At 64.8% G+C, this 12444-nt stretch carries 14 protein-coding genes and 1 pseudogene; 5 read left to right on the top strand and 10 right to left on the bottom strand.

Annotated elements, in window-relative coordinates; genetic code table 11:
* Positions 1-179: 179 nt before the first annotated feature.
* The gene (locus BV95_RS21470; RefSeq protein WP_037457106.1) at positions 180-1637 is read right to left on the bottom strand and encodes a L,D-transpeptidase family protein; all 1458 of its coding nucleotides are present in this window, start codon (positions 1635-1637) and stop codon (positions 180-182) included.
* 58 nt (positions 1638-1695) lie between these two features.
* Here BV95_RS21470 and BV95_RS21465 point away from each other — a divergent pair, with 58 nt between their 5' ends.
* Positions 1696-2613, top strand: coding sequence for a histone deacetylase family protein (locus BV95_RS21465; protein WP_037457113.1), 918 nt, complete (start codon positions 1696-1698; stop codon positions 2611-2613).
* Here BV95_RS21465 and BV95_RS21460 read toward each other — a convergent pair.
* The 7 genes and pseudogenes from BV95_RS21460 to hisB all read right to left on the bottom strand — a co-directional run bounded on the left by BV95_RS21460 (position 2610) and on the right by hisB (position 6813).
* Positions 2610-3171 (bottom strand): annotated as a pseudogene (locus BV95_RS21460) (hypothetical protein). The gene BV95_RS21465 and the pseudogene BV95_RS21460 overlap by 4 nt on opposite strands.
* A 78-nt stretch (positions 3172-3249) precedes the next feature.
* On the bottom strand, positions 3250-3570 hold the full coding sequence (locus tag BV95_RS21455; RefSeq protein WP_037457103.1) for a phosphoribosyl-ATP diphosphatase: 321 nt from the start codon (positions 3568-3570) through the stop codon (positions 3250-3252).
* A 42-nt stretch (positions 3571-3612) separates the two neighbouring features.
* Positions 3613-3855, bottom strand: coding sequence for a PEP-CTERM sorting domain-containing protein (locus BV95_RS21450; protein ID WP_037457101.1), 243 nt, complete (start codon positions 3853-3855; stop codon positions 3613-3615).
* 161 nt (positions 3856-4016) lie between these two features.
* On the bottom strand, positions 4017-4781 hold the full coding sequence (gene hisF, locus BV95_RS21445) for an imidazole glycerol phosphate synthase subunit HisF (RefSeq protein ID WP_037457098.1): 765 nt from the start codon (positions 4779-4781) through the stop codon (positions 4017-4019).
* A gap of 1 nt (position 4782) precedes the next feature.
* Complete coding sequence (hisA, locus tag BV95_RS21440; protein WP_037457096.1) at positions 4783-5520, bottom strand: 1-(5-phosphoribosyl)-5-[(5-phosphoribosylamino)methylideneamino]imidazole-4-carboxamide isomerase; 738 nt, start codon at positions 5518-5520, stop codon at positions 4783-4785.
* A gap of 91 nt (positions 5521-5611) precedes the next feature.
* On the bottom strand, positions 5612-6229 hold the full coding sequence (gene hisH / locus BV95_RS21435; protein ID WP_037457094.1) for an imidazole glycerol phosphate synthase subunit HisH: 618 nt from the start codon (positions 6227-6229) through the stop codon (positions 5612-5614).
* Positions 6226-6813: an imidazoleglycerol-phosphate dehydratase HisB gene (gene hisB / locus BV95_RS21430; protein WP_037457092.1), complete on the bottom strand. Its 588-nt coding sequence runs from the start codon at positions 6811-6813 to the stop codon at positions 6226-6228. Before hisB ends, hisH begins: the two co-directional genes overlap by 4 nt.
* Before the next feature lie 87 nt (positions 6814-6900).
* Here hisB and BV95_RS21425 point away from each other — a divergent pair, with 87 nt between their 5' ends.
* The 4 genes from BV95_RS21425 (at position 6901) to gmk (ending at position 9938) form a co-directional block, all read left to right on the top strand.
* The gene (locus tag BV95_RS21425; RefSeq protein ID WP_037457090.1) at positions 6901-7377 is read left to right on the top strand and encodes an SspB family protein; all 477 of its coding nucleotides are present in this window, start codon (positions 6901-6903) and stop codon (positions 7375-7377) included.
* Between the two features lie 66 nt (positions 7378-7443).
* Positions 7444-8829 carry a class II fumarate hydratase gene (gene fumC / locus BV95_RS21420; protein ID WP_037457087.1) on the top strand — a complete coding sequence of 462 codons (1386 nt, stop codon included), beginning with the start codon at positions 7444-7446 and terminating at the stop codon, positions 8827-8829.
* A gap of 49 nt (positions 8830-8878) precedes the next feature.
* Positions 8879-9220, top strand: a complete 342-nt coding sequence (locus tag BV95_RS21415; protein ID WP_037457084.1) for a hypothetical protein — start codon at positions 8879-8881, stop codon at positions 9218-9220.
* Between the two features lie 52 nt (positions 9221-9272).
* Entirely contained in the window at positions 9273-9938 is a 666-nt protein-coding gene (gene gmk / locus BV95_RS21410) for a guanylate kinase (protein ID WP_037457111.1), read from the top strand.
* Positions 9939-10033: 95 nt separating this feature from the next.
* Here the strand turns inward: gmk and BV95_RS21405 are convergent, their stop codons facing one another.
* Positions 10034-11104 (bottom strand): class I SAM-dependent methyltransferase, encoded by a 1071-nt coding sequence (locus BV95_RS21405; protein ID WP_037457081.1) that lies wholly within the window; start codon positions 11102-11104, stop codon positions 10034-10036.
* A complete protein-coding gene (gene lgt / locus BV95_RS21400) occupies positions 11094-11996 on the bottom strand; it encodes a prolipoprotein diacylglyceryl transferase (RefSeq protein WP_174544447.1) in 903 nt (300 codons plus the stop codon). Before lgt ends, BV95_RS21405 begins: the two co-directional genes overlap by 11 nt.
* Positions 11997-12444 lie beyond the last annotated feature (448 nt).

Here is a 12444-nt window from a genome sequence, read left to right as displayed (position 1 = left end):
GGCGGGTGCGGCGTTATTGCTCGGCTCAGGGGCAGGGGCTTCCGGTTCCTCGACGATCACATTTTCGACCGGAGGTTCGACCAGATTGTTGGTCACCGGCGCCTCTTGCTCCTTCTTGCCGCAAGCGGAGAGGGCGAGTGCGCCGACCAGCGCGATGAGAGCGAATTTACGCATGAAGATCAATCCCTGGATGCGATGGAGGCCGCAGGCGCGGCGGTCGGGTCGAGGCGGCGGCTGGACGCTTCGATCTTGGCGGCCAGCAGCTTATCCCAGCCATAGGGGTCGGAACGGAAGCTCATCGTGCCGTTATTGCTGGCGAAGGCGGTCCAGTAAAGCAGGTATACCGCCACTTCCCTGGGCAGCGAGACACGCTGCGTCTTGCCCGTGTCGATCAGCGACTGGATCTTCCCGGCAAGGTCGGGATTGCCCGCCATCATCAGTTCCGCCAGCGGCACCGGCTTTTCCAGGCGAATGCAACCATGGCTCGCCAGCCGATCATAGCTGGAGAATTTCGCCCGCGATGGCGTGTCGTGCAGATAGACGGCGAAGGGATTGTTGAAATCGAACTTCAACCGCCCCAACGCGCTGTTCGGCCCGGCGGGCTGTACGATCCGCTCACCCGTCTCCGGCGTGCCGACGATCTTGTAACCCTGGCGGATCAGCGCGGCGCGCCCCTTGGGCCATAACTCCCGCTTGGCGATGGAAGCGGGGACGTTCCATGGCGGGTTGACCACGATGGAATGGATGCTGGAAACCAGCATCGGCGTCGCATTGTCGGGCGCGCCGGTCACGGCGCGCATCGACGTCACCGGCTCATCGCCCTCGAACACGGTCAGCACGGCGGCGGCGATGTTCACCTGCACCCGGTTGACCGGCAACTGGCGCGGCATCCAGCGCCAGCGTTCCATATTCGCCATGATCGCGGCGATCCGGTCGTCCACCGGCACGTTCAGTTCCCTGAGCGTCCGGGCATCCAGCAAGCCGGTGGGATTGAGGCCGTAGCGACGCTGCGCCCGTTGCAGCACGTCGACCAGCTTTTCGCCGGGCGTGACGCTCCTGTCCTCTATGGCTATGCGCGCCCGCACGACGTCGGGCGAGGATTGCGCCGTCAGCGTCGGCCAGCCGCCCGCGTCGCGAATCCGCTCATAATTGGCCAGACCCTTGCGCAGCCCGTCATAGCCCGCATAGGGCGGCGTCAGGTTGAGCGCCCATTGCGGCAGTTTGTCTTCGCTGATCGCCTTGGCCAAGCCGGGCCGGGGATCGAAGGGGGCAGGGCGCAACGCCCAGATATCCAGGAAATCCGCCGTATCGACGCGCCCGGTGCTGAGCGCCCTGGCCCGGTCCAGCGCCGCCGAAAGCAGGGCGTCGCCCTTCAGATCACCAGTGGCCTTGCTGCGCGCCATCAACCCCTGCTGCGTGCCGCCCTTCAGCCAGTCGTTGAGCCAGCGTTCCTGCGCGGCGGAGGGTCGGGGCAGCGGGACCGGCGGCGGCGTCACGATGGACGGCGGCAGGATTACCTGCGGAGCGGGGGGCGCGGGCACGGTCGGAGCGACGGCTGGAGGCTGCGCGACGGACGGCACGGCGGCCGCGCCCAGCAGGCAAAAAACGGAAAAACGGATCAATTCGGGACGGTTCATGCTGGACCAGATAGCGCAAAGCCCGCATCGTTCAAACTCGAAGATAGCGGAAAAGATGATGCTGCACGTCGTTCACCATCCGGCCTATGTCTCTCCGGCAACAGCGGGCAGTTCCTTTCGCTTCGACAAATATGGGCTGGTGATGGAAGCGCTGACCATGGCCGCCGCCCCCTTTACCCTACATGAACCCGCGCCCATGCCGCGTCCGTGGATAGAGGCGGTCCACGACCCCGCCTATGTCGATCAGGTCGCGACGATGACCGTGCCGCGCGACAAGGAACGGCGCATCGGCTTTCCGGTGACGGAGCGGGTTATGCGCCGATCCATGCTGTCGCCCGGTGGCACCTGGCTGGCGGGGCGGTTGGCGATGCGCCATGGCTATGCCGCCAATGCGGCGGGTGGCAGCCACCATGCGCTGGCCGATACCGGCGCAGGCTATTGCGTGTTCAACGACCTGGCCATCGCCGCCAACCGGCTGATCGCGGAAGGGGAGGCGCGGCGGATATTGATCCTGGACCTGGACGTGCATCAGGGCGACGGCACTGCCGTCCTGACCGGCGGGCGCGACGACATCTTCACCCTGTCTATCCATGCCCAAAGCAATTTCCCTGTTCGCAAGGCGCGCTCGACCCTTGACATTGGCCTGCCCGATGGAACGGGCGACGATGTCTATATGGACGCCCTGATGCGCGTCCTGCCGCCCGTGCTGGACGATTTCCGGCCCGATCTGATTCTCTATCAGGCGGGGGTCGATCCTCATGCGGACGACCGGCTCGGACGCCTCGCGCTCAGCGACGAAGGCCTGGATCGTCGCGACAGGCGCGTGATGCGCGCCGCAAGGAGCCGAGGCATATCGCTCGCCAGCACCATGGGCGGCGGTTATGGTGCAGACCGTATGGCGATCGCCCGGCGGCATGCCGACTGCATGATCAGGCTGGCGGACGAGGCGGGTCTTCTCCTGGAAAGCCCTGGCTAATGCAGCGTTTCCCCAACGACACCTAGGTTGGACGCGCGCCCGCTCTCCATGATCTTCGCCGCCACCAACCCTGCCGCGACCAGCGCGATGAAATCGCTGAAGGCGAGGTACAATATATAACCCCAGGGCGCATGGTTGAACACGGCCTGCCCGACATGCAGCCACAGCACGGCGGCGAGCGCGAACCCGCGCCCGTCCGCCCAGATCGCCGCTGACGAAGCGCAGCATCAGCGCAATCAGCACGCCGACCGCCAACGCCAGGATCAGGCCGCCGATCAGCGCGCCCGCATCCGTCACCGGGAAACCGCCGCTATTGTAGAAGACCATCGCCACCGGTCCCTTGCCGTAAAGCACGGTTCCTTCCGCGGTAGCCGGATCGGGAATGACGTAGACGCCGGTTCCTGACGGCGTCAGCGCTTGCGCCATGGCCGCCTGCAGGTCGGCGCCCGATCCCGTGCGATGAAAGGCGAGGGCGCTCAGCGGCGTCCCCCAGAAGATGAAGCCGACCAGATACATGGCCACGCCGCCGGTCAGGCCGCCCAACAGGGTCTTGAACATATGCCCTCCTGTCCTCTCGATGGATGGAGAGGCTGACGGACAAACGCCGATGCCGCAATATCTTTCCGGGATAGGGGCTCAATCGCCCTTGCGGGAGGCCTTTTCCGCGATGCCGGACACGCCTTCGCGCCGGTCGAGTTCGTCCAGCACATCGTCCAGGCTGATGTTCAGATCGGCCAGCAGCACCAGTAGGTGGAACAGCAGGTCCGCGCTTTCGCTGATCGCGCCCTGCCGGTCGGAGGCCATGGCGGCGATCACCGTCTCCACCGCTTCCTCGCCGACCTTCTGGGCGATCTTGCCGCGTCCCCTGGCGGTCAGCTTGGCCACATAGGATTGGCCGGGATCGGCATTCCGCCGCTGACGGATGGTCTGTTCAAGGTCGAAAAGGGTCGCGCGCATGGCGCCATCAAGCGCCGCGCGCGCGACCCGTCAAATGAAAACTTACTTCCGCTTGCGGCGAGCGACAAAAACGCGCGCGCCCAGAACCGCCGCGCCCAGGCCGAACAGGGCCATTTGTTCGGGTTCGGGGACCGGCGTGGGCGTGCCGCCGGAGCTGGAGCCGCCGCCCGAAGAACTGGACGAGCCGCCGCACTTCTTGCCCCAGCACCAGGTCGCCTCCGCCGGAGCCGCCGCGCCCATCAAGGTGGCCACGCCGACGGCCAGAAACAGCTTGTTCACATTCATTTCCCTCACCCCTTTGTTGGTTGGAACAGATATGGGGAAATGTGCAGGGACCGTGCCAAACGGGCCGGGCTCCGGAGCTGACGGGACGAATATGGTTAACGCCTCGCGGCGATTCCTGGTTAATGTAAACGCAACCGACGCTTTGGACGGAAAAACGGCTTTCAGCCCGCCCTGACAGGGACTCCGGCGGCCGCAAGCGCGTGATGCGCCTCAGCAATAGTGTGTTGACCGAAGTGAAATATGGAGGCCGCCAGCACGGCGCTGGCATGGCCTTCGATCACGCCTTCCACCAGATGATCCAGCGTGCCGACGCCGCCGCTGGCGATCACCGGGACCGACACGGCGTCGGCAATGGTGCGGGTCAGGGCAAGGTCATAGCCTGCCTTGGTCCCGTCGCCGTCCATGGAGGTGACCAGCAGTTCGCCCGCGCCCAGTTCGGCCAGCCGGACGGCATGGTCCAGCGCATCGATGCCGGTGGGCTTGCGCCCGCCATGGGTGAAGATTTCCCAGCGGCCTTCCGCCACGCGCCGCGCATCGACGGAGCCGACGACGCATTGGCTGCCGAAGCGGTCGGCGATGTCGGCCACCACTTCGGGCCGGGCGACGGCGGCGCTGTTCACCGCCACCTTGTCCGCGCCTGCCAGCAGCAGCGCGCGCGCATCTTCGGGACTGCGGACGCCCCCGCCGACCGTTACCGGCATGAAGCAGACTTCGGCGGTGCGCCGCACCACGTCCAATATGGTGCCCCGTGCTTCATGGGTCGCCGTGATGTCGAGGAAGCAGAGCTCGTCCGCGCCCGCCGCGTCATAGACCTTGGCCTGCTCGACCGGATCGCCCGCATCGCGCAGGTCGATAAAGTTCACGCCCTTGACCACCCGGCCATTGGCGACGTCGAGGCAGGGGATGACGCGGGTGCGGACAGTCATTTCACGCCGCCGCCTGGGCCACGGCCAGCGCGGTCTTCAGGTCCAGCCGTCCGTCGTAGAGCGCCCGACCGGTGATCACCCCCTCAATGCCTTCATCGGCGTGCAGGCTGAGGATGCGGATGTCCGCGATCCCCGCCACGCCGCCGCTGGCGATCACCGGAATGTCGGTGACCCGCGCCAGATCGACCGTCGCCTCGATATTGCAGCCCTTGAGCAGGCCGTCGCGGCCGACATCGGTGAAGAGCAGGCTGGCGACGCCTGCATCCTCGAACCGGCGGGCCAGGTCGGCCACCGGCATGTCGGATTTCTCCGCCCAGCCGTCGGTCGCGACGAAGCCGTCGCGGGCGTCCACCGCGACGACGATGCCGCCGGGGAAGTCGCGGGCGGCCGCCTTGACGAAATCCGGATCTTTCAGCGCCGCCGTGCCGATCACGATGCGCGATACGCCCAGGTCGAACCAGCGCTGCACGGCTTCGCGATTGCGGATGCCGCCGCCCAGTTGGACATGACCGGGGAAGGCTTCGACAATCGCTTCGACCGCTTCGGCATTGACCGCATGGCCGGCGAAGCTGCCGTCCAGATCGACCACGTGCAGATGCTGCGCGCCCGCCTCCGCGAACAGCAGGGCCTGCGCGGCGGGATTGTCGCCATAGACGGTGGCGCGGTTCATGTCGCCCTCCGCCAGGCGGACGACCTGGCCGCCCTTAAGGTCGATGGCGGGAAAAACGATGAGGCTCATTTCAACATCCGTTCGGTTCGAGCGAAGTCGAGAACTCGTTGCACACCCCGTGTCTCGACTTCGCTCGACACGAACGGGGGGAAGGACAGGCTCATGGACGCCATTCCAGAAAGCGGGAAAGGAAGGAAAGGCCATAATTCTGGCTCTTTTCCGGGTGAAACTGGCAGCCGATGATCGTGTCGCGCGCGACAGCAGCGACCAGCGGCCCGCCATGGTCGGTCACGGCGGCGATATCCGCATCCCGCGCCGCGTCGAAATGATAGCTGTGCAGGAAATAGGCCTCGCCTGCTTCCAGCAGGGGCGGATCGCCGCGCAGGGTCACGTCGTTCCACCCCATATGCGGCACCTTGACCGACGGGTCGGCGGGTTCGATCAGGCGCACGGTGCCGCCTATCCAGCCCAGTCCTTCATGGCGGCCAAATTCTTCCCCGGCATCGGCCAGCAACTGCATGCCCACGCACACGCCCAGAAAGGGCACGCCGCGCCGGTGCACCGCCTCGTTCATCGCCTCCACCATGCCGGGGATCGCGACCAGCGCATCGCGGCAGGCGCGGAATGCGCCGACGCCGGGCAATACGATCCGGTCGGCCCTCGCCACGACATCGGCGTCGGCGGTGATGACGGCATTTTCGGCCCCTGCCTTGCGCAGGGCGTTATGCACCGAATGAAGGTTGCCCGCGCCGTAATCGATAAGGGCAAGCGTCGTCACAATATCCCCTTGGTCGACGGAATGGCGTCGGCCTTGCGCGGGTCGATCTCCACCGCCTGCCGCAATGCGCGGGCAAGCCCCTTGAAGCAGCTTTCGACGATATGATGATTGTTGCTGCCGTAGAGATTTTCGATGTGCAGCGTGATCCCGGCGGCCTGCGCGAAGCTGTGGAAGAAATGCTCCACCATCTCCGCGTCCCATTCGCCGATGCGCTGCACGGTGAAGGGGGCCTTGAACACCAGCCAGGGACGGCCCGAAATGTCCAGCGACACGCGGGTCAGCGTCTCGTCCATCGGGGAATAGACGTTGCCGTAGCGGGAAATGCCGCGCTTGTCGCCCAGCGCCTTGGCCACCGCCTCGCCGATGGCGATGGCGGTATCCTCGGTCGTGTGATGCTGGTCGACATGCAGGTCGCCGACCGTCTTCACGTCCATGTCGATCAGCGAGTGGCGGGACAGTTGCTCGATCATATGATCGAAAAAACCGATGCCCGTCGAAACGGAATAGATGCCGGTGCCGTCGAGATTGACGGTCACGTCGATCTGCGTTTCCGCAGTGTTGCGGTGAATGTCGGCCTTGCGCATGGCTGCGCCCTATACCGAAGTGAGCGCCTGTTGCAATGTGTCGTCACGCACTTGACCCGCGCCGCCGCGCCGTTAGGACATTGGCGCATGAGCGAAGACCTGCCCGACAGCCTGATTCCCTATGACGAAATCGTTCAGGAGGCCCTGCGCGCCGTGGTCGGCCGCGTGCTGGGGGAAATCGAGCGTTCCGGCGGACTTCCCGGCGTGCATCACTTCTACATCACCTTCAAGACCCAGGCTGTCGGAGTCGATATTCCGCGCCATCTGGTCGAACGCTTCCCGGACGAGATGACCATCGTGCTCCAGAATAAATTCTGGGATCTGAAGGTCAGCGACGATGCGTTCGGGGTCAGCCTGACCTTTAACCAGGTGGCGGCGCATCTCTATATTCCCTTTGCGGCGATTACGGCCTTCGTCGATCCGGCGGTGAATTTCGCCCTTCAGTTCCAGGCGCAGGCCGACGTAGCGCCGGAACCGCATGAAGAGGCGGAGAATGACGCGCCGCAGGTCACGACCGAGGACGGCTCCAATGTCGTCACGGTGGATTTCGGCAAGAAAAAATAGCTCTGGTAACGGGGGCGGGGCGTCCCCAGATTGGCGGCACTCCGGCCATTTCAGGGAGTGCCCGACTTGAGCGATACCCGCATCGAAACCGACAGCATCGGCGCCATCGAAGTGCCCGCCAGCGCCTATTGGGGCGCGCAGACCCAGCGCAGCATCGAAAATTTCCCCTTCGGCGCGGATGAACGGATGCCGATCGGCACCGTCCATGCGCTGGCCATCGTGAAGCAGGCGGCGGCGCGGGTGAATCGCGGTCATGGGCTCGATTCGGGCCTGGCCGACGCCATCGAGGCGGCGGCGGCCGAAGTGATCGCGGGCCGCCATGACGATCAGTTTCCGCTGGTCATTTGGCAGACCGGCAGCGGCACCCAGTCGAACATGAACGTCAATGAGGTGATTGCGGGCATCGCCAACGAGGTGCTGACCGGAAAGCGCGGCGGCAAGAGTCCGGTCCATCCCAACGACCATGTGAATATGGGGCAATCGTCCAACGACAGCTTCCCGACGGCGCTGCATATCGCGGCGGCTCGGTCCGTTACGGGGCATTTGTTCCCCGCGCTCGACCGGCTGCACGCCGCGCTGGACGCCAAGGCGAAAGCGTGGGCGGGCATCGTCAAGATCGGCCGCACCCATTTGCAGGATGCGACGCCGCTGACATTGGGGCAGGAATTTTCCGGCTATGCGCATCAACTTTACCGCAGCCGCAAGCGAATCGAACCGGCGACCATGCATGGCATGATGGCGCTGGCGCAGGGCGGCACGGCGGTCGGCACCGGCCTCAATGCGCCCGATGGTTTCGATGTCGATATGGCCAGGGAAATCGCGGCGCTGACCGGATTGCCTTTTCGCACCGCCGACAACAAGTTCGAGGCGCTCGCGTCCAACGATCCGCTGGTGCATCTGTCCTCCACGCTGGCGACTCTGGCGGTGGCGCTGACCAAGATCGCCAACGACATCCGCCTGTTGGGCAGCGGGCCGCGCTCCGGCCTTGGCGAACTGGATCTGCCCGCCAACGAGCCGGGCAGTTCGATCATGCCGGGCAAGGTCAACCCGACCCAGTGCGAGATGCTGACGATGGTCGCCGCGCAGGTCATCGGCAATCATCAGGCGGTAACGGTCGGCGGCATGCAGGGGCATCTGGAACTCAATGTCTTCAAGCCGCTGATCGGCGCGGCGGTTCTGCGGTCGATCCATCTGCTTAGCGTCGGCATGGACAGTTTCGCCGAACGCTGCGTCGAGGGGCTGGAGGCGAATGAAAGGCGGATAGCCGAACTGGTCGACCGGTCGCTGATGCTGGTCACGGCGCTGGCGCCGGAAATCGGTTATGACAACGCCGCGAAGATCGCCAAGCACGCCCATGCCGAAGGGTTGACGCTGAAGGAGGCGGGGCTGGCATTGGGACTGGTGGATGAAGCGACTTTCGACCGGCTGGTACGGCCGGAAAATATGGTCTGATCCAGATCAACATGGCGGAACCGGCAGGGCTGCGGTACATTGACGCCCTATGAGGAAAAAATCGCCCGATCAGCCCATCGTCGCCATCCGTCCGCCGCGCAAAGACGGTCTTCTCCGGAAAGCAGCGCGTGTCGGGGCGACGGTCGTCGCGGCGCGGGTTGCGGCGGATACGGGGAAGAAGGGCGTGATCGGCCTGCTCGCGGGCATGGGCGCCAAGCGGCTGATCATGCGCTTTCCGGCGGGCGCTTTGTTCGTGACCGGCGCCTATATGGCGGGCAAAATCTATGAGGCGAAGCGGGAGGCGGACCGGAAGCGCAAGACCAAGGCGCTGCCCGACAAAAGCGCCAAGCCGATCCTGATCGAGGAGGCGCGCAAGGCCCGGAAGGGCTGACGCTCCGGATAGTTCCTCTTGCCAAATGCCGTCCATGGCGGCACTAGCGGCCATGGCCGACAGCACCTCTATCGAGACGCCCGATTTCAAGCGCCGCGGCGTCCTGTTCGTTCTTTCCTCGCCTTCGGGCGCCGGTAAATCCACTATTGCGCGCAAATTGCTCGCCGCCGAGCCGGATTTGGCGATGTCGGTGTCCGCGACGACGCGGCCGATGCGGCCGGGCGAAGTCGACGGCAAGGATTATCATTTCGTCGATCTGGAGGAATTCCGGCGGATGACCGCCGATCATGAGTTTCTGGAATGGGCGCATGTCTTCGGCCAGCGCTACGGCACGCCGCGCGCGCCGGTGGAGGCGATGCTGAAGTCGGGACGGGACGTGCTGTTCGATATCGACTGGCAGGGCGCGCAGCAGTTGCACCAGATCGCCGGGGGCGATGTCGTCCGCATCTTCATCCTGCCGCCGTCGATGGAGGAGCTGGAGCGGCGTTTGCGGGGCCGGGCGACGGACAGCAATGAAGTGATCGAGGGCCGCATGTCCCGCGCCGCAGGAGAGATCGCGCATTGGGACGGCTATGATTATGTCCTCTGCAATGTCGATGCCGATGATTGCTTCCGGCGGGTCCAGACCATCCTGCATGCCGAACGCATGAAGCGTAGCAGGCAGACGGGGCTGATCGGTTTCATCCGCAGGCTCAGCCGTTATCATCAGGAGGATTGAGGTTAAGCAGCCGTGTTCCTGCGAAGGCAGGAACCCAGTTCAGACGTTGGAACCAGGCTCCTGCCTTCGCAGGAGCACGCTGCGCTTTAATCACATCATGATCCTTCAAATCCCGCCGGATCGGCCCAGTCGGGATGGACCCAGGCCATCGCCTTGAACAGCGTTCCCATGGCGTCGTCGGCGGTCAGGCGGTGGCGGGCGGCCTCTACCTCTTCCGCGCGGGCAGGTGTCGTCCGGCTGAGCTGATCGGCGCGGGCGTCGATGCCGAGTTGGCGCAGGAAGGCTCCCTGTCCGACCGTTTGGGTCACGCGCAGTCCGGCCTGGCGCGCCATATTGCCGATCATGGTGAAATCGACATGGGTGGTAAGGTCGCTCTCGCCCGGTTCCAGGAAAGGATCGGCGTAGCGATGCGCCCTGACAGCCTGGAGCGTGTCGCCGGTCGCCGGGCCTTCATAGCCATAGTCCACGATGATCGCGGCGCCGCCCTGTTTCGCGATTCGGTGCGCCAGTTCCAGCGCGATGGCCGATCCGGCCAGCGGCATTTCCAGGATCGTGCCTTCCGGCGCGTCGGCGGCCATGGCGGGAATGCCGGATTCGACGCGGCGGTAACCCGCCATGGGGGCGAAATGGGCGGGCTGGTCTGGGTCCGGGCGGACGACGACCCGCTCGCGCCATTCGTTGCCGACGCGGACAAGCTGCCGGACGGGAAGGGCGTCGAAAAATTCGTTGGCGACGACCAGCAACGGCCCCCGTTCCGGCAGGCTGGATACGGCGTCATGGTGCGACACATTGGGGATGAGCGCGCTCTGCCGTTCGCGTAGGCTGGGGCTGGTTTCCACGAAATGGACGCGGGGACGAAGCCCGGCGCTGGCCATGGAACGCAGCGCGTCGGAAGCGAGCGTGCCGCGGCCGGGGCCAAGTTCGACATAATGCGCATCAGGACGGCTGCCGGATCGCATCCATATGTCCGCGAGACAGAGGCCGATCAGTTCGCCGAACATCTGGCTGATTTCGGGCGCGGTGGTGAAGTCGCCCGCCGCACCCAGCGGATCGCGGGTGCCGTAATAATGCTGGTTCGCCTCCGCCATATAATGGGCGACGGAGATCGGGCCGCCCGCCTCGATCTGGCGGGCGAGGCGTTCGGACAAGGTCAGTTCAACTGACACTCGCGCTGCCCGCAATGGGTTCCACGCGGACGCGGCGGCCCTTTGCCGTGACGATCAGGTAGAGGCCGCCCAGGATCATCGGCACGCATAGCCACTGTCCCATGTGCAGGCCGGTGCGGGCGGCGAATTCCATGAGTTGGGCGTCCGCCTCCCGGACATATTCGACGGCGAAACGGAAGACGCCGTAGCCGAGCAGGAAGATGCCGACGAGCATGCCGGGATGATAACGGGCGCGGGTCTTCCAGAAGGCGAAGCCGAGGATCAGGAACAGCACTATCCCTTCGAGGAAGGCTTCGTAAAGCTGGCTGGGATGGCGGGGGAAGGGGCCGCCGGTCGGGAAGATGATTGCCCAGGGCACGTCCGTCTCCTTGCCCCAGAGTTCCCCGTTCACGAAATTGGCGAGGCGGCCGAAGAACAGGCCGAAGGGGACGCAGCAGGCGACGAAGTCATGGATGCGCAGCCAGCTAAGCTTTTCCTTGCGCGCCATGTAGAGGATGCCGAGCGACACGCCCGCCGCCCCGCCATGGAAGGACATGCCGCCGTTCCAAAGCTTGAAGATGTCCAGCGGATTGCGGAGGATTTCGGGCTGGTAGAAGAAGACATAGGCCAGCCGCCCGCCGATGATGATGCCCAGCGTCGCGTAGAAGATCATGTCGTCGGCATGGCGGCGGGCCATGGGCGAACCGGGCTGGGCGATCAGTTTCAGCAGATACCAGTAGCCGATCAATATGCCCGCCAGATAGGCGAGGCTGTACCATTTCAGCGTGAAGAAGCCGAGGTCGAGCGCCACGGGGCTGAGACCGAGCTGGTCGAAGCGGATGGCGCCCGAAGCGGCAGCGGCAAGGTCAAGGATCAAGTTGTCGTTCCCCTTGGGAAATTCGGTTTCCGCCATAGAGCAGGTCGGGGGAAGTAGGAAAGGGGGAAGGCGAAAATCAAAGCTGCGGTGCCAGGAAATGGCGGAAAAGCGTCGGTTTGGAACCGAAGTTCACAGTGTATGCGCGCGCGTGCCTGGGCGCGCGTATGCGTGGCGTGTCGAATATTTCGATGAGGCGTGCAGGATAGGCCCGTTGGTGGGGAATAGGACAGGGGGAATTATGGTCTGTGGGAGGAATAGGATGGTTTTTGAAGGGGGGTGTTGCGGTTGGGTTACGGTTTTTCTTTGGGGTAGGAGGGGAGAAGCGGGAGGGAGTGGGAGGCATTTGCAATTAGCTGAAGTTAAAATCCTCCCTGCGCGCAGCGTGGGGAGGGGGACCGCGCGAAGCGTGGTGGAGGGGAAATGGCGTGACCTGCGTATCTTCCCCTCCACCACCGCTTTCAGCGGCGGTCCCCCTCCCCATCTT

The sequence above is a fragment of the Sphingobium chlorophenolicum genome, assembly GCF_000722875.1.
Taxonomy (GTDB): Bacteria; Pseudomonadota; Alphaproteobacteria; order Sphingomonadales; family Sphingomonadaceae; genus Sphingobium; species Sphingobium chlorophenolicum.
This window is presented reverse-complemented; position numbering and strand designations above follow the sequence as displayed.

What these genes read in the sequence shown, in the direction of transcription:
- BV95_RS21470 (WP_037457106.1), bottom strand. Translation starts at nt 1,637, where the DNA reads ATGAACCGTCCCGAATTGATCCGTTTTTCCGTTTTTTGCCTGCTGGGC.
- BV95_RS21465 (WP_037457113.1), top strand. Translation starts at nt 1,696, where the DNA reads ATGCTGCACGTCGTTCACCATCCGGCCTATGTCTCTCCGGCAACAGCG.
- BV95_RS21455 (WP_037457103.1), bottom strand. Translation starts at nt 3,570, where the DNA reads ATGCGCGCGACCCTTTTCGACCTTGAACAGACCATCCGTCAGCGGCGG.
- BV95_RS21450 (WP_037457101.1), bottom strand. Translation starts at nt 3,855, where the DNA reads ATGAATGTGAACAAGCTGTTTCTGGCCGTCGGCGTGGCCACCTTGATG.
- hisF (WP_037457098.1), bottom strand. Translation starts at nt 4,781, where the DNA reads ATGACTGTCCGCACCCGCGTCATCCCCTGCCTCGACGTCGCCAATGGC.
- hisA (WP_037457096.1), bottom strand. Translation starts at nt 5,520, where the DNA reads ATGAGCCTCATCGTTTTTCCCGCCATCGACCTTAAGGGCGGCCAGGTC.
- hisB (WP_037457092.1), bottom strand. Translation starts at nt 6,813, where the DNA reads ATGCGCAAGGCCGACATTCACCGCAACACTGCGGAAACGCAGATCGAC.
- BV95_RS21425 (WP_037457090.1), top strand. Translation starts at nt 6,901, where the DNA reads ATGAGCGAAGACCTGCCCGACAGCCTGATTCCCTATGACGAAATCGTT.
- BV95_RS21415 (WP_037457084.1), top strand. Translation starts at nt 8,879, where the DNA reads ATGAGGAAAAAATCGCCCGATCAGCCCATCGTCGCCATCCGTCCGCCG.
- gmk (WP_037457111.1), top strand. Translation starts at nt 9,273, where the DNA reads ATGGCCGACAGCACCTCTATCGAGACGCCCGATTTCAAGCGCCGCGGC.
- lgt (WP_174544447.1), bottom strand. Translation starts at nt 11,996, where the DNA reads ATGGCGGAAACCGAATTTCCCAAGGGGAACGACAACTTGATCCTTGAC.